Raw genomic sequence first — 14,783 nt, 5'->3', positions numbered from 1 at the left:
CCGGCACGTGCGGCTCCCTTCGCCCCCCACACAACTGCTGGGCCCCGACCCCAAAGGTCGGGGCCCAGCAGCAGGACAAGCCCAGGCTAGGCAGCAGCAGCCGCGCTACGGCGACCTGCCGTCTATCAGGAACGGTTGCTCCAGCCCCGCGACGATGCGCGCAGCAGGGAACCCTTCACCCGTCAGCCACCGCGAAACGGCCACCTCCGTACGGGCCTTGGGCATCCACTCTTCTCCACGGGCCACGCGCACGATCACCGGCGCCGACGCCAGCCGAAACAGTCCGTTCTCCCCGAAGCGGATGAGCTCCGCCCCTCTGTCATCGAGCCCCGCAGCCCGGCACGCGGCAGCCATCACCCTCGCCGCCCCCGCCGACGTGAACCCCTCTTCCGGACCCCGAGCAGCGTCAACCGCCATGCCCGAACCAGCTCCCCCAGTCGCGCGCGATCAACCGGCGCACGCCATGGCGACCACCCCACGCGCGCCGGACACGACCACGGCCGTACAGACTCGTCCCGAACTCAGACGAGGGGACGGCGCAGCCGCCGCACAGCGCCCAACCACGACGGCCGAGGCACAGATCGATCAACTGGCGGTACCCAGACGACGACTAATCACAGCTACCGCACCGCACACGGATGCGCCCCGACCTCAAAGAGAGCCCTGGCCCAGAAACGCCTCCCCACCAATGCTCACAAAACTCTTCGTCAGTTAAGGCAGGTCAGCGGTTCTCCCGAATGACGAGCCCCTCGTATGCCGCATAAGCAGATCGAAATCCCAGTCGACTGGGCAGCCCTTCTGACCCCAAACGGTCAGGTCTCCGCGAACGTTCTCCAGTCCATTCCTTAGGCGATCATCTCGCTCTTGCAGCTCAGTCATGCCGTCAAGGAGGGATTGCAACTTTCCGCGAGAGGCGAAGCCCTGAGCGATAAATCCGATTTCGCCATAACACATGCCCCGCGTGCACATGTATACATACTTCGCCGCAGTGATAGCGGGAACGTCGTTCGCGATTGCCTCAGAAATCTCATTTCGATGCACCTCTGGAATATCCTTCAGGCATCTCATGAATGCCGACGCATCTACCGTTCGCTGGTAATCAACTACAGAAATCAAAAGCTGGAGTGCGCGACCCTCGACGCCATTCCTAAGGAGTTGCGGCAGCTTCGGAACGACCTGCCTACACGGAATGGATGATAGAGCAGCGACAATTTCACTCTCTGGAACATTTACCGACTGCAATCTTTCCCATACAGCCAGAAGCTCATCCTTTACTGTCCGCATGTTGACTGCACGCGCCAAAAGCCTTCTGCCTAGCGTCAGCGGCCCAAAGGAGATCTGTTGCCAAGCCTTGGCCAGTTGCGAAATCTCAATCCAGGGCCGCGACGTTGCGGCGGCATCAGCCAGAACGACAACGGGCTCTTCCCTCCGAAGAACTTGCATAAAGTCAGTCAAGTCCTCGGCGAGCTCGGCAAGCGCCAAGCCTGCGGAGATAACTTCCTCAACGGGCCTCAAGCGGGCAACATTTTGCACAAAGGTCCTCCGGAGCGTGTTATCCCCGATCCTCTGCAGCCATTCAACTAGTGCTATTACTTCGTCAAGTTCACGTGACCACGCCGCCGCGGTCAGACCCTTCGACACCTCGTGAATTCTCTCGCTCGCCCACTTCCGGGACAGCGCAGCTCGGAATTCTTCCAGAGAAGCCTCAGTCAAATCGTCCAATATTTCTCGTTCCGCAAGCTTCTCTTCAAGCACTCGAACGCGCTCTCTCAGTTCGAAACTCTGGTGCTCTGCTTGCTCACGGAGGCGTAGTGCATCGCGCAGGTCTTCCCGTAGTTCTTCGAGCTCTGTAACAAGGTCATCGCGTTCTGCCGAGAGTCCGCAGATTTGCCCATTCCAACTGTCTTCTTTTCGCTCATTCTCGGCTTGTTCTGCGGCCCAGTCGCTGTGCGTCTGGACTATCTCGCCCCGCAGGTTCTGGATCTCGCCTTCCTTCTTCTCGATAAGGAGGTGGAGTGCCTCCTCTCGATGAGCAAGACGCGTGACCTTGCGATTGGATCGAGCCAGTTCGTCGCGCAGGGCCTCAAGCCGGTATTCGGCGGGGTTGGTGACCTTCAAGGCTGCCAGGCGCAGCTCGCGCAGGTGTTGCCCTACCTCTGGGCGTGTCGGGGTGTTGCGGTGCTCTTCGACTGCACGGATGAGGCGATCGATGAAGTCCTGCGTCGCCAGCTTTTTCCCACTCAAGCAACGGGAAACCAGGGAATCGCTCCAGGAAGTTTTCTGGGCGTAGGCACGTTGCGTGATCCCCAGAGCGTTGAACAGCTCGGATAACTCCTTGCCGAGCGCCGCAACTTCGGGCACGTCGCCCCGCTCAACTGCCGACGAAGTTGCTGGTACGCGCGAGATCTCGGTCACCGACGTCCCCCGTGACGATTTGACTTGGCATTGGCAACGGTTGCGACTGTCGCAACCTATCCGGTCTCACCAGGCTTGGGCCATCGATCAGACGTTCCGGAAAGGACGGACCTCAGTGGCTCCTCGTTGGTCTACGGCCTTGGCTGGCGCACGCTGGGCGCAGCGAGCCGTCATCGTCGCGCTCGCGCTCGTGCCCATGCTCGTTGTGACGGTAGCTTCGGCGCCGGCCTTGCTGGTGCTCCCCTTCCTGCCGCAGCACAGCTCAAGGGCCCGGGACATCATGCGCCAACTCGCTGCCTGGACGAAGACGTTGCTTGTGTCCAGCAGGTAAGTGGCTCTCGGGCTACAACCCGCAGGAGTCAGTACATACGGCTGTGCCCCGACCTCGACGAGATCGGGGCACAGGCGTAGGACAAGCCCAGGCTAGGCAGCAGCCGCTACAGCGACCTTCTCTTCCGCGTCATCAGCGCTGGCTGTCTCCAGGCTGATGCTCTTGGCGCCGTCATACGCCTCGCGGTCCAGGATCTTCTCCCTGGCGGAGACCAGGATCGGGATGACCGACTGGCCGGCCACGTTGGTGGCCGTGCGCATCATGTCCAGGATCGGGTCGATGGCCATCAGCAGGCCGACGCCCTCCAGGGGCAGGCCCAGGGTGGAGAGGGTCAGCGTCAGCATCACCGTTGCGCCGGTCAGGCCGGCGGTGGCGGCGGAGCCGATGACGGAGACGAAGGCGATCAGGACGTAGTCGCCGATGCCGAGGGGGACATCGAAGATCTGGGCGATGAAGATCGCGGCGATCGCCGGGTAGATCGAGGCGCAGCCGTCCATCTTGGTCGTCGAGCCGAACGGCACCGCGAAGGAGGCGTACTCGCGTGGCACGCCGAGGCGCTCGGTGACCTGCTGGGTGACCGGCATGGTGCCGACCGAGGAGCGGGAGACGAAGGCCAGCTGGATGGCGGGCCAGGCGCCGCGGAAGAACTGCAGCGGGTTGACCTTGGCGACGGTCGACAGCAGCAGCGGGTAGACGCCGAAGAGGACGAGCGCGCAGCCGGCGTAGATGTCGACGGTGAAGGTCGCGTACTTGCCGATCAGGTTCCAGCCGTAGGTGGCGATGGCGTTGCCGATGAGGCCGACGGTGCCGATCGGGGCGAGGCGGATGACCCACCACAGGGCCTTCTGGAGCAGTTCGAGGACCGAGCGGCTGAGCGTGAGGACCGGCTCGGCCTTCTCGCCGAGCTGGAGGGCCGCGATGCCGGCCACGGCGGCCATGAAGACGATCTGCAGGACGTTGAGCTCGGTGAACGGCGTGATGATGTCGGTGGGGACGATGCCGGTCAGGAAGTCGATCCAGGAGCCCGCGTGATCGGGGAGCTTGCCGTCCTTGGGGGTCAGGCCGGTGCCCGCGCCCGGGTTCGTGAGCAGGCCGATCGCCAGGCCGATGGCGACCGCGATCAGCGAGGTGGCCATGAACCACAGCAGGGTGCGGGTGGCCAGCCGGGCGGCGTTGTTGACCTGGCGCAGATTGGTGATCGACACCAGGATCGCGAAGAAGACCAGCGGGGCCACCGCGAGCTTCAGCAGCTGGACGAAGAGGTCGCCGAGGTGCTGCAGCGTGGTGGTGAGCCAGCCGAGGTCACCGCTCTTGGCGAGCCAGCCGAGCAGCACGCCCAGGGCGAGGCCGGCCAGGATCTGCACCCAGAACGGGACCTTGGGTATGCGGGACGACTTGGGGGTCTGGGGAGCCTGTGGGGGCTCGGCGGTCTCGGCGGACGTGGACAACGGACACACTCCGGGGGCAGGGGAGACGTCGGGGACGTCAAGGACGGCGGGGACGGCGAAAGGAAGCGCGTCAGGGAGGAGAGCGGCTGCGGGGCAGGCGCGACGGGGGCCTCTCCCGCCCGGAGGGGTCGGGGAGAAGATCTCCGGCCGCTGGGGAAAGCGGTCAGCGGCGGCAACAGGCCGCGGACATACAGCGGCAGAGATCGACGTGCAGGCGCGCCACGAGCGGAGTGCTCCTGGGGGACGAGGGCGCGGCTGCTGTCTTCATGGCAAGTACATTAACACTTGAACTTTGAGGAACCCAAAGAAAATCTTTGGGTTCCGGAGAGACCGGCGGCGAGGCGGGCGCACCGGACCCTCTGTCAAAAACACGGCAGGCGCCCGGCCATGGAGCGGAATCCATGGCGGCGGGCGCCTGTCGTGAAGAAGCTGCTGTGAGGCGTCTTACATAAGGTCCAGACCTTTACTGGGCTCCGTCTTCCTGGCCTGCGTTGGCCGCAAGGCGCTCGCGCTGCCGGTCGACCTTGGCGACGATCTGCTCGGACATCGCATCCCGCTGCTTGCGCAGCAGCACGAAGCTGAGCGGCGCGGAGATCACGATGGCGAGCAGCAGCAGCCAGACGGTGTTGGAGGCACCGATGGCGATCGGGATGACGTGGACGTACGCCAGTGCCCACACCACGGCGAACGAAGCGACGAAGAGGCCGATGCGAAGGGCGGTGTAGCGGAGGGTGGCGAAGTTGTGGCTACTCACGGATGGGACCTTCTCCTCAACGGCAACCTAAAGGGTCTGCATCCAGTCAAGCACAGCGCTTCGGGCGATCTTCGTGGCCCCTGCCGCGACCCGCCCCGGACCGGACGGCCCGTGCCCCGGCCGGCCGCCCCGGACCGGACGGCCCGCCCCGGCCCCCGCTCAGTCCAGCTCCAGCCACATGGTGATGTCGTCGCGGAAGTCGTCGTCGGCCAGCTTGATCGCGCCGGGGACGCGGCCGACCTCCTGGTAGCCGCAGGCCTCGTAGAAACGGTGGACGCCGGTGCCGCCGCGGCAGGTGAGACGGAGCGCGCTGACGCCGTCGAAGGTGCGGGCGGCATCGGCGACCGCGGCCATCAGCCGGCGGCCGGCGCCCTGCCCCTGGAGGGAGGGGTGGACCATGACCGTGTAGACCCACAGCCAGTGCGTCATCAGGCGGTGGCCGTTGAAGGTGAGGAAGGCCGTGGCCAGCACCCGGCCGTCCGCGTCGCGGCCGACCATCAGACGGGTGCGGCCCTCGGCCATGGCCGTCAGGTGCGTGAGCAGATCGGGACGGACCTGCGCGGGAGACACCGGCGGGAGGAAGCCGACCGCGCCCCCGGCGTTGGAGACATCGGCCCACAACGCGCATATCCCGTCACGGAGTCCGGGGGTGACGGAAGGGTCCAGGTCGAAACGCACGTCCATGACCCGGACCCTAACTCTGCCGCCGGCAGCGCTTCCGCGCAGGTCAGACCCGCATCGGCTGCGGGGACTCGCGGCGGTCCGGGTCGGGGCCCGGGTACTCGCGGATCGCCTCGTAGCGGGTGTTGCGCTCGACGGGGCGGAAGCCGGCGTCACGGATCAGGTCGAGCAGGTCCTCACGGGTCAGCTTGTTGGGCGTGCCGTAGTTGTCCGCATCGTGCGTGATCTTGTACTCGACGACCGAGCCGTCCATGTCGTCCGCGCCGTGCTGCAGCGCGAGCTGGGTGGTCTGCAGGCCGTGCATCACCCAGAAGCACTTCACGTGCGGGACGTTGTCGAAGAGGAGGCGGGAGACCGCGAAGGTCTTCAGGGCCTCGGCGCCGGTCGCCATGGTCGTACGGGCCTGGAGCTTGTTGCGGACCTTGCCGTCCTGCATGTCCACGAAGTCGTGCTGGTAGCGCAGCGGGATGAAGACCTGGAAGCCGCCGGTCTCGTCCTGGAGCTCACGCAGCCGCAGGACGTGGTCGACGCGGTGGCGCGGCTCCTCGATGTGCCCGTAGAGCATCGTCGAGGGGGTCTTGAGGCCCTTCTCGTGGGCGAGGCGGTGGATCCGCGACCAGTCCTCCCAGTGGGTGCGGTGGTCGACGATGTGCTGCCGGACCTCCCAGTCGAAGATCTCGGCGCCGCCGCCGGTCAGCGACTCCAGGCCGGCGTCGATCAGCTCGTCGAGGATCTCGGAGGCGGTCAGGCCCGAGATGGTCTCGAAGTGGTGGATCTCGGTGGCGGTGAAGGCCTTGAGGGAGACGTTCGGCAGGGCCTTCTTCAGCTCGCTGAGCGAGCGCGGGTAGTAGCGCCACGGCAGGTTGGGGTGGAGCCCGTTGACGATGTGCAGCTCGGTGAGGTTGTCGTTCTCCATCGCCTTGGCGAGGCGGACGGCCTCCTCGATGCGCATCGTGTACGCGTCCTTCTCGCCCGGCTTGCGCTGGAAGGAGCAGTAGGCGCACGACGCGGTGCACACATTCGTCATGTTGAGGTGGCGGTTGACGTTGAAGTGGACGACGTCGCCGTTCTTGCGCGTACGCACCTCATGGGCGAGGCCGCCCAGCCACGCCAGGTCGTCGGACTCGTAGAGGGCGATACCGTCCTCGCGGGTCAGCCGCTCCCCGGCGTGGACCTTCGCCTCCAGCTCACGCTTGAGGCCCACATCCATCGACGCAGCCATCCGGTCGCCTCCCAGTCTCTGCCGTATTCGGTGCCGTTCCGGTGCCTGTCCGGAGCCGGAAACGGGCTCCGACGAGCGTACTCCCCCATGGCAGGGGCGGACGGGGGCCCCTTGGCGCGCCCGTCCGCTCCCGGGCGCCGCCCGGCGCCCGGCGGGCCTGCTCGCGCCGCCCGGCGGGGCCTGCTCGTCCTCCCCGGCTGACCGGGCTGACCGGGCTTGTCCGCCCCGCGCGCCCTACTCCGCCTCTTCGGGCAGCTGGCCGACGCGGTTCTCCCATTTGGTGGAGAGCACGATCGTGGTGCGCGTACGGGAGACACCCTTGGTGCCGGACAGCCGCCGGATGGTGCGCTCCAGCCCGTCGACGTCCCCCACCCGCACCTTGAGCATGTACGAGTCGTCGCCGGCGATGAACCAGCAGTCCTCGATCTCCTCGAGGTCGCGCAGCCGCTGCGCGACGTCCTCGTGGTCGGTGGCGTCCGACAGCGAGATGCCCACCAGCGCCGTGACGCCGAGGCCGAGCGAGGCGGCGTCCACCGTCGCGCGGTAGCCGGTGATCACACCCGCCGCTTCGAGGCGGTTGATCCGGTCCGTGACGCTGGGCCCGGAGAGGCCGACGAGCCGGCCGAGCTCCGCGTACGAGGCCCGGCCGTTCTCGCGAAGTGCCTGGATGAGCTGCCTGTCCACCGCGTCCATGCCCTCAAGCCTTCCAATCTTTACGCATATTCGGGTTCTGCATGTAGAATCTAAGGCATACAGGGCCTTAACCCTGTGAATCTTTCAGCCAATCGCGACAATCACAGACGATCTCAGGAGTTGTCACCGTGTACTCGATCGAGATGGCCTACGCCCGCATGCGTGAGCTGCAGGACCAGGCCAATCGTTCACGTGCCCACCGGGCCGCGGCACCGCGGACCCGCCTCTTCGGCCGCGCCGCCGCAGCGAAGAAGCGCTAGCCGGCGTCCGGGGCCTCCTCCGCTTCCTTGGAGCCGCCCCGCAGCTCCCCCTCCCAGCGCCGGTAGAGCCCGTGCGGCACCTCGGCCGCATCGAGCGCCCGGCCGGCGACGAAGTCCACCAGATCCTGGATGTGCGTCGCCCCCGCATAGAACGCCGGTGAGGCGGGCAGCACCACGGCGCCCGCCTCGTCCAGCGTCACCAGATGCTTGAGCGTCGGACCGTTCAGCGGGGTCTCGCGCACCGCGACCACCAGCCGCCGCCGCTCCTTGAGCGTCACGCTCGCCACCCGCTGCAGCAGATCCTTCGAGAGCCCGAGCGCCACCCCGGCCACACACGCCGTGCTCGCCGGGACGATCAGCATCCCCTTCACCGGATACGAACCCGACGAGGGCCCGGCCGCCAGATCCCCGGCCGGCCAGTACCGCACATCCGCCAGGTCCGCCTCCGTCACCGGAAACGTCGACGGTTTGCCGTCCGCCCCGCGCGCCAGCCATTCCCGCAGGTCGACGCGCCAGTGGGCATCCCGGAAGGCGATGCCGGTCTCGTCCAGCAGAGTCAGCCGCGACGCCCGGCTGACGATCAGATCCACCGCCTCCCCGGCGGCGAGCAGCCCGCGCAATACGGACGCCGCGTACGGCGTCCCGGACGCGCCGGAAATCCCCACGACCCACGGACGGCGTCGGCCGGGGCCCTGCTTACTGGTGTCGTTGTGCGGCGGCTCCACGCATCGAGCCTATCCGGCGGAACCGCGGACCCCACCACGGCCGTTCTTACCTGTGCGCCCCGCGCGCGGCCCCGCCGAGGGCCGCCCCACCGGGGGACGAGAAGGGACGGCCGGAGATGAGATCACGCGCGAAGCCCGCGCTCTGCCTGATGCTGGGCTGGGTCGCACTGCTGTGGCTGCTGGAGGGCGTCGACGTCGCCACCGGCGGCAGCCTGGACACCTTCGGCATCCAGCCGCGCGAGCCCGCCGAACTCCTCGATGTGGTGCCCGCCGCCTTCCTGCACTTCGGTTTCGCCCATCTCGCCGCGAACACCCTGCCGTTGCTGCTGCTCGGCTTCGTCGCCGCGCTGCGCAGCGGGGTGCGCCGCCTGCTCGCGGTCGTCCTGCTGATCATCCTCGCCAGCGGGCTGGGCGTATGGCTCACCGCCGCGCCGGACAGCAACACCGCGGGCGCCTCGGGCGTCGTCTTCGGCCTCTTCGGCTATCTGCTGGTACGCGGCTTCATCGAACGCAGCGCCCTCGACATCGGCATCGGCCTGGTCATCGGTGTGCTCTACGGCTCGATCCTGTGGGGCGCGCTGCCGTCCGACAACGGGATCAGCTGGCAGGGGCATCTGTTCGGGCTGATCGGCGGGGTGCTGGCGGCCTTCGTCTTCCGGGAGCGCCTTCGCGGCGACGACCTTGCCGGGGCCGGTGTCCGACCCGTCACGTAGCCTCGTCATGAACGGGATTCACGGGCGCGCGCACGGCCTCGCAGCACGCACGGCGCCGTGGCACGGCGCGGCGCGCTGCAGGCGGCCGCGATACGCAGTACATACGGGGTGAGCAGACCATGTCCGACTACCACCAGCCCGGCTACGGCCCTCCGGCCGGCGGACCACAGCAGCCGTACGGGGCACCACAGCAGGGGTACGGGACCCCACAGGATCCGTACGGGACGCCGCAGCAGGGGTACGGGGCGCCGCAGCAGGGCTGGCACGGGCCCGGAAGCTACGGCTACCCCGGCGCCCAACAGCAGCCGCCAGGACCCGGTTACGGCCCCGGCACCCCGCCCCCCGCGCCCTCGACCGGCCCCGCCATGTGGGCCCACCTCGGCACGCTGCTGACCGTGACCGTGGGCTCGACGATGTGCTGCGGGCTGGGCGCCCTCCTCGGCTGGATCTTCCCGCTGTCCGTCCGCAGCAACGACCGCCACAAACACGACCCGTACGTCCGCCACCACGCCACCCAGGCCATGAACTTCGGCATCACCCAGGCCGTCATGGCGGCGCTCGGCACGGTGCTCTACTTCTCCAGCGCCGTCATCTTCGCCGCGGCCGCCGAAACGGACGCCCAGCGCAACAGCTCCGGCCTGGCGGTCCCGCTGCTGACCCTGATCGTCATCTTCGGCGGCTACGCCCTGGCCGGCATCGTCTGCGCGATCATCGGCACGGTGAAGGCGAACCGCGGTGAGCTGTGGACCTATCCGCGGCTGATCGCCTGGCCGCTGAGCAAGGGCTGAGAGAACCGGCCCGAAGCCGTCACACCGTCAGCCCCCGCACCAGCAGATCCAGCAGCGCGCACACGAAGAGCGCAATCCCGATGAAGCCGTTGACCTGGAAGAACGCCCGGTTCAGCCGGGTCAGGTCGTGCGGCTTCACGATCGTGTGCTCGTACAGGAAGGCCGCCGCCACGATCACCAGGCCCAGCCAGAAGAACACGCCCGCCCCGGTTGCCAGCGCGTACCAGACGAAGAGCGCCGTCGTGACGAGGTGGCAGCCGCGGGCGCCCCGGATCGCGGCCGGGATGCCGAAGCGGGCCGGCACCGACTTCACGCCGACCTCACGGTCCGTCTCCACGTCCTGGCAGGCGTAGATCAGGTCGAAGCCGCCGATCCAGATGCCGACCGCGAGGCCGAGGATCACCGCGTCCCAGGACCAGGACCCGGTGATCGCGAGCCAGGCGCCGATCGGCCCCATCGCCTGGGCCAGGCCGAGGATCGCCTGCGGGAAGTCCGTGAACCGCTTGCCGTACGGATAGACCACCATCGGCACCACCGCGAGCGGCGCCAGCGCCAGGCACAGCGGGTTCAGCAGCGCCGCCGCGCCCAGGAAGACGACGAGCGCGATCACCGCGCCCGTCCACGCCGACTTCACCGACACCGCGCCGGTGACCAGTTCGCGGTGTGCGGTGCGCGGGTTCCGGGCGTCGATCTCGCGGTCGATGATCCGGTTCGCGGCCATCGCGAACGTACGCAGCCCGACCATGGCGAGGGTGACGAGGAAGAGCCGCGCCCAGTGGATGTGCCGGTCCCACTCGTACATCGCGGTCAGGGACGCGATGTAGGCGAAGGGCAGCGCGAAGACCGAGTGCTCGATCATCACCAGGCGCAGGAAGGCCTTGGTGCGGCCCGGCTGCGGGACCGCGGCGGATGCACTGCTCATGAGAGTCCGTACTCCTTCCAGCGGCGGTCGACCATCGCCGCCGTCCGCGGGTCGGACTCGACCATGTGCGGCCAGCCGCCGTCGCGCGTATAGCCCTCCTCGGGCCACTTCTCCGTCGCGTCGATCCCCGCCTTGCCGCCCCAGAACTGCTGGTAGGAGGCGTGGTCGAGATGGTCGACGGGGCCTTCGACGACGGTGAGGTCGCGGGCGTAGTCGGTGTTGCCGAGCGCCCGCCAGGAGACCTCGTGAAGGTTGTGGACATCGCAGTCCGCGTCCACGACCACGATCAGCTTGGTCAGCGACATCATGTGCGCGCCCCAGATGGCGTGCATGACCTTCTGGGCGTGTTTGGGGTACTTCTTGTCGATCGAGACGATCGCACAGTTGTGGAAGCCGCCGGACTCCGGCAGGTGGTAGTCCACGATGTCCGGGACGATGATCTTCAGCAGCGGCAGGAAGAACCGCTCCGTCGCCCGGCCCAGCGGCCCGTCCTCCGTCGGCGGGCGCCCCACGACGATCGACTGGAGCAGCGGCCGCTTACGCATCGTCACACAGTCGATGGTCAGCGCCGGGAACGGCTCCTGCGGCGTGTAGAAGCCGGTGTGGTCGCCGAACGGGCCCTCGGGCAGCATCTCGCCGGGCTCCAGCCAGCCCTCGATGACGACCTCGGCGTGCGCCGGGACCTGCAGCGGCACGGTCTTGCAGTCGACCATCTCGATCCGCTTGCCCTGGAGGAAGCCCGCGAAAAGGTACTCGTCGATGTCGCCGGGCAGCGGCGCGGTCGAGGCATACGTCACGGCCGGCGGGCAGCCGAAGGCGATGGCGACCGGCAGCTTCTCCCCGCGCTTGGCGGCGACCTGGTAGTGGTTGCGGCTGTCCTTGTGGATCTGCCAGTGCATGCCGATGGTGCGCTTGTCGTGACGCTGCAGGCGGTACAGACCGAGGTTGCGCACCCCGGTCTCCGGGTGCTTGGTGTGCGTCAGCCCCAGGTTGAAGAACGAGCCGCCGTCCTCGGGCCAGGTGAACAGCGCCGGGAGCTGGTCGAGATCGACGTCGTCGCCCCGGAGCACCACCTCCTGGACGGGCGCTTCCTTGATCTTCTTGGGCGGTACGTGCGCCATGCCCGCGAGCTTCCCGAACGCCTCGCGTACGCCGACGAAGCCCTGCGGCAGCTCCGGCTTGAGCAGTCCGCCGATCTTGCCGCTGATGTCCTCGTAGGCCTTCAGGCCCAGCGCCTTGAGCAGCCGGCGGTCGGTGCCGTAGACGTTCATGGCGAGCGGCATCGCCGAGCCCTTGACGTTCTCGAAGAGCAGCGCCGGGCCGCCGGACTTCTGCACCCGGTCCACGATCTCGCCGACTTCCAGATACGGGTCGACCTCGGCCTTGATGCGCCTCAGGTCACCCTCCCGCTCCAGTGCACGCAGGAACGAGCGAAGATCGTCGTAAGCCATGCCCTCCAGTATCGGGTACGCACTACCCTGGACGGGTCACCGGGCCCCGCCGCGGGCCCGCCGTCGTGTGCAGGGGGCTCGTCCGCAATGCTCAGGTATCTGCCGTTCCTCCTGGTGCTCGCACTGTGGATCTACGCGTTCATCGACTGCCTGAACACCCCCGAGTCCCAGGTGCGCGGACTGCCCAAGGTGATCTGGGTGATCATCATCCTGCTCTTCGGCGAGGTGCTGGTCGGCCCGGTCGCCTGGCTGGTGGCGGGCAAGCAGCGGCAGCCGGCGGCGGACGGCGGCTCCACGCCCTCCGCCTGGCACCGCAACCACCGCACGAAGTTCGTCGCGCCCGACGACAACCCCGAGTTCCTTCGCTCCCTCCAGCACGAGAACAAGAAGGACGAGGCGCTGCTCAAGGACTGGGAGGCGGACCTGCGCCGCCGCGAGGAGGAGCTGCGGCGCAAGAGCGGTGGCACCGCGGACGGGGGTACGGCGAACGGCGGTACGGCCAACGGCGGTACCGCCAACGGCCCCGAAGAGACTCCCTGAGCGTGCGGCCCGGCGTACGGTGACGGCATGGACCGTATGGACCGTACGCAGGACGGGGGCCGGGACCGCGACGAGCTCGGCCCGCACGGCCACGTCGACGGGCACCTCGGCGGCCACAGCGGCGGCCACGGCGACCCGGCCGGCCACCCCGCCCATGTACAGGAACAGGCCCGCGCCATGCTGGCAACGGCGCTCGCCGAGGCCCGCACCGGTCTCGCCGAGGGCGGCATCCCGATCGGCGCGGCCCTCTACGGCCCGGACGGCACCCTCCTCGGCCGCGGCCACAACCGCCGCGTCCAGGACGACGACCCCACCCTGCACGCCGAGACCGCGGCCTTCCGCGCGGCCGGCCGCCGGCCCGGCTACCGCGGCACGACCATGGTCACCACCCTCTCCCCCTGCTGGTACTGCAGCGGCCTGGTCCGCCAGTTCGGCATCTCCCGCGTCGTCATCGGCGAGGCCCGCACCTTCCACGGCGGCCACGACTGGCTGGCCCGGCACGGCGTCCGCATCGTGCTGCTGGACGACCCCGAGTGCGCGGCCATGATGCGGGACTTCATCGGGGAACGGCCGGAGTTGTGGCGGGAGGACATCGGGGGGGAGTGAGCAGCCGAGGGCAAGTCCTCCGGGCACGCAGGCCGGCACGGGCGGGCCCCCTACCGGCACCGGCACCGTCACCCCCGGGGACTCACTTCGCTCCCATGAGTTCGAGGATCTTGTTGATGACCTCGACGATCGGCGTGCCGAGCGTGCCCGCGGTCGCGGCGATGCCCGCGACGGCGAGCAGGGCGCGGTGCCGCTCCTGCGGTGGTACGTCCGACTCGACGCGGAGCGCAGGCAGCGCGGTGTCGAGGGCGTCGGCGCTGACCGGCGGGACCTGCGCGCGCAGGTCCCGGGCCAGGACCAGGAGCTCGCGAAGGGCCTCCTGGACCGCCGGGGGCAGCTCCTGAGCCGGAGTGACACGCTTGTCGATGCCGACGTTGCCGGAGCCACCGTGCATGGTGACGTGGTCGCCGCTGCCGAAGTAGTAGTGCTGGTCTCCGCCGCTCATCAGCCCGCCATCCCTACGTTGCCGGTGCCGCCGTACATGTTGACGTTGTCTCCGAAGTAATAGTGCTTGGGGCTGATCGTGATGGTGTCCACCCGCACCTCGAACTCCGCCTTCGGGTTCTCGATCGCATCGGCGATCTGCTGGGCGAGCCGCCTCAATTGGGCCTGGTCGGGACTGGTCACCACGGCGGTCGAGGGGCCGGACGTCTCGACGGCCAGGACGTAGTGTGACGGCGCGCCGAGTACCTTCAGCATCTCCACGAGGCAATAGATCAGCGACCCGAGCGCGATGATCACCACGAGCGCGGTGAGCCCGGGGGAACCGCCGCTGTCGCTGCTTCCGAATCCGCTGGACGAGTCGATCAGACCGGCGAGCAGGCCGAGGAGCGTCACCACCACCCCGATGATCAGCAGCCGCTTCACGAAGAGCAGGACGGCGTCCTTGCGCCGGGGGTGGATGGTGAGCGTGTGCACCCGGGCGATGTTGTGCAGCGGGTAGTAGGCCTCACCGACCCAGAGCAGCCGCCTGCTGACCCGCAGGCTGACCCCCATGGCCGGCCGCGCCGGGGCCGCCGGCGGCACATCGGGATACACGTCGGCAGCGGGCGGCGGGGCAGCCGGCGGCTGCGGCGGGACCGGAGGCGGCGGCGAGCCCCCGGGTGTGGTTTCGGCGTCGGCAGACGTATTCCACGCCTGCCCCTCCGGATCTGCTGACGTCACGCGATTCCCCCTTGTTCAGCCTTGCCGGGTGAAGGCCGTTCACCTCAACGCGTCTCACCGACGCAATCAC

General features: G+C 68.2%; 16 protein-coding genes and 1 pseudogene. 5 read left to right on the top strand and 12 right to left on the bottom strand.

Annotated features, from left to right (window positions below; translation table 11 throughout):
* Positions 1 to 117 precede the first annotated feature (117 nt).
* From ABZ851_RS23555 to ABZ851_RS23525, 7 genes and pseudogenes are all read right to left on the bottom strand, one after another.
* Positions 118 to 417: pseudogene (locus ABZ851_RS23555) on the bottom strand (aminoglycoside phosphotransferase family protein); the annotation flags it as partial.
* Positions 418 to 711: 294 nt separating this feature from the next.
* Complete coding sequence (locus ABZ851_RS23550; protein WP_361130903.1) at positions 712 to 2,415, bottom strand: helix-turn-helix domain-containing protein; 1,704 nt, start codon at positions 2,413 to 2,415, stop codon at positions 712 to 714.
* 423 nt (positions 2,416 to 2,838) lie between these two features.
* The gene (locus ABZ851_RS23545; RefSeq protein WP_361130900.1) at positions 2,839 to 4,194 is read right to left on the bottom strand and encodes a dicarboxylate/amino acid:cation symporter; all 1,356 of its coding nucleotides are present in this window, start codon (positions 4,192 to 4,194) and stop codon (positions 2,839 to 2,841) included.
* 463 nt (positions 4,195 to 4,657) lie between these two features.
* Positions 4,658 to 4,948 (bottom strand): DUF4229 domain-containing protein, encoded by a 291-nt coding sequence (locus tag ABZ851_RS23540; protein WP_361130897.1) that lies wholly within the window; start codon positions 4,946 to 4,948, stop codon positions 4,658 to 4,660.
* 159 nt (positions 4,949 to 5,107) lie between these two features.
* On the bottom strand, positions 5,108 to 5,632 hold the full coding sequence (locus ABZ851_RS23535; protein WP_361130894.1) for a GNAT family N-acetyltransferase: 525 nt from the start codon (positions 5,630 to 5,632) through the stop codon (positions 5,108 to 5,110).
* A 43-nt stretch (positions 5,633 to 5,675) separates the two neighbouring features.
* On the bottom strand, positions 5,676 to 6,839 hold the full coding sequence (gene mqnE, locus ABZ851_RS23530) for an aminofutalosine synthase MqnE (protein ID WP_088798476.1): 1,164 nt from the start codon (positions 6,837 to 6,839) through the stop codon (positions 5,676 to 5,678).
* A gap of 246 nt (positions 6,840 to 7,085) precedes the next feature.
* Positions 7,086 to 7,544, bottom strand: a complete 459-nt coding sequence (locus tag ABZ851_RS23525; RefSeq protein WP_042155701.1) for an Lrp/AsnC family transcriptional regulator — start codon at positions 7,542 to 7,544, stop codon at positions 7,086 to 7,088.
* A gap of 128 nt (positions 7,545 to 7,672) precedes the next feature.
* On the opposite strand from ABZ851_RS23525, the gene ABZ851_RS23520 reads away from it, so the two are divergent.
* Positions 7,673 to 7,804 (top strand): hypothetical protein, encoded by a 132-nt coding sequence (locus tag ABZ851_RS23520; RefSeq protein WP_256331844.1) that lies wholly within the window; start codon positions 7,673 to 7,675, stop codon positions 7,802 to 7,804.
* On the opposite strand, the gene ABZ851_RS23515 is transcribed toward ABZ851_RS23520, so the two are convergent.
* A complete protein-coding gene (locus tag ABZ851_RS23515; protein ID WP_361130891.1) occupies positions 7,801 to 8,529 on the bottom strand; it encodes a UbiX family flavin prenyltransferase in 729 nt (242 codons plus the stop codon). The two genes, ABZ851_RS23520 and ABZ851_RS23515, sit on opposite strands and share 4 nt — an antisense overlap.
* 116 nt (positions 8,530 to 8,645) lie before the next feature.
* On the opposite strand from ABZ851_RS23515, the gene ABZ851_RS23510 reads away from it, so the two are divergent.
* Both ABZ851_RS23510 and ABZ851_RS23505 read left to right on the top strand, forming a co-directional pair.
* Positions 8,646 to 9,242: a rhomboid family intramembrane serine protease gene (locus tag ABZ851_RS23510; protein ID WP_361130888.1), complete on the top strand. Its 597-nt coding sequence runs from the start codon at positions 8,646 to 8,648 to the stop codon at positions 9,240 to 9,242.
* Between the two features lie 119 nt (positions 9,243 to 9,361).
* Positions 9,362 to 10,030 carry a DUF4870 domain-containing protein gene (locus tag ABZ851_RS23505; RefSeq protein WP_361130885.1) on the top strand — a complete coding sequence of 223 codons (669 nt, stop codon included), beginning with the start codon at positions 9,362 to 9,364 and terminating at the stop codon, positions 10,028 to 10,030.
* 19 nt (positions 10,031 to 10,049) lie between these two features.
* Here ABZ851_RS23505 and mqnP read toward each other — a convergent pair whose 3' ends face one another.
* Positions 10,050 to 10,952 carry a menaquinone biosynthesis prenyltransferase MqnP gene (gene mqnP, locus ABZ851_RS23500; RefSeq protein WP_361130882.1) on the bottom strand — a complete coding sequence of 301 codons (903 nt, stop codon included), beginning with the start codon at positions 10,950 to 10,952 and terminating at the stop codon, positions 10,050 to 10,052.
* Positions 10,949 to 12,403 (bottom strand): menaquinone biosynthesis decarboxylase, encoded by a 1,455-nt coding sequence (locus tag ABZ851_RS23495; RefSeq protein ID WP_361130879.1) that lies wholly within the window; start codon positions 12,401 to 12,403, stop codon positions 10,949 to 10,951. Before ABZ851_RS23495 ends, mqnP begins: the two co-directional genes overlap by 4 nt.
* A gap of 87 nt (positions 12,404 to 12,490) precedes the next feature.
* On the opposite strand from ABZ851_RS23495, the gene ABZ851_RS23490 reads away from it, so the two are divergent.
* Complete coding sequence (locus ABZ851_RS23490) at positions 12,491 to 12,943, top strand: PLD nuclease N-terminal domain-containing protein (protein WP_361130876.1); 453 nt, start codon at positions 12,491 to 12,493, stop codon at positions 12,941 to 12,943.
* Between the two features lie 27 nt (positions 12,944 to 12,970).
* Complete coding sequence (locus ABZ851_RS23485) at positions 12,971 to 13,549, top strand: nucleoside deaminase (RefSeq protein ID WP_361130874.1); 579 nt, start codon at positions 12,971 to 12,973, stop codon at positions 13,547 to 13,549.
* An 82-nt stretch (positions 13,550 to 13,631) separates the two neighbouring features.
* Here the strand turns inward: ABZ851_RS23485 and ABZ851_RS23480 are convergent, their stop codons facing one another.
* A complete protein-coding gene (locus tag ABZ851_RS23480) occupies positions 13,632 to 13,994 on the bottom strand; it encodes a hypothetical protein (RefSeq protein ID WP_311626098.1) in 363 nt (120 codons plus the stop codon).
* The gene (locus ABZ851_RS23475) at positions 13,994 to 14,713 is read right to left on the bottom strand and encodes a DUF6232 family protein (RefSeq protein WP_361130871.1); all 720 of its coding nucleotides are present in this window, start codon (positions 14,711 to 14,713) and stop codon (positions 13,994 to 13,996) included. The genes ABZ851_RS23480 and ABZ851_RS23475 overlap by 1 nt, the downstream gene beginning before the upstream one ends.
* Between the last annotated feature and the right edge of the window lie 70 nt (positions 14,714 to 14,783).

Source organism: Streptomyces sp. NPDC047049, assembly GCF_040643995.1.
Lineage (GTDB): Bacteria > Actinomycetota > Actinomycetes > Streptomycetales > Streptomycetaceae > Streptomyces > Streptomyces mooreae.
This window is presented reverse-complemented; position numbering and strand designations above follow the sequence as displayed.

Excerpts from the sequence above, each read along its gene's own strand:
- mqnE (WP_088798476.1), bottom strand. The coding sequence starts at position 6,839 with ATGGATGTGGGCCTCAAGCGTGAGCTGGAGGCGAAGGTCCACGCCGGG.
- mqnP (WP_361130882.1), bottom strand. The coding sequence starts at position 10,952 with ATGAGCAGTGCATCCGCCGCGGTCCCGCAGCCGGGCCGCACCAAGGCC.
- ABZ851_RS23535 (WP_361130894.1), bottom strand. The coding sequence starts at position 5,632 with ATGGACGTGCGTTTCGACCTGGACCCTTCCGTCACCCCCGGACTCCGT.
- ABZ851_RS23505 (WP_361130885.1), top strand. The coding sequence starts at position 9,362 with ATGTCCGACTACCACCAGCCCGGCTACGGCCCTCCGGCCGGCGGACCA.
- ABZ851_RS23480 (WP_311626098.1), bottom strand. The coding sequence starts at position 13,994 with ATGAGCGGCGGAGACCAGCACTACTACTTCGGCAGCGGCGACCACGTC.
- ABZ851_RS23490 (WP_361130876.1), top strand. The coding sequence starts at position 12,491 with ATGCTCAGGTATCTGCCGTTCCTCCTGGTGCTCGCACTGTGGATCTAC.
- ABZ851_RS23495 (WP_361130879.1), bottom strand. The coding sequence starts at position 12,403 with ATGGCTTACGACGATCTTCGCTCGTTCCTGCGTGCACTGGAGCGGGAG.
- ABZ851_RS23510 (WP_361130888.1), top strand. The coding sequence starts at position 8,646 with ATGAGATCACGCGCGAAGCCCGCGCTCTGCCTGATGCTGGGCTGGGTC.
- ABZ851_RS23525 (WP_042155701.1), bottom strand. The coding sequence starts at position 7,544 with ATGGACGCGGTGGACAGGCAGCTCATCCAGGCACTTCGCGAGAACGGC.
- ABZ851_RS23485 (WP_361130874.1), top strand. The coding sequence starts at position 12,971 with ATGGACCGTATGGACCGTACGCAGGACGGGGGCCGGGACCGCGACGAG.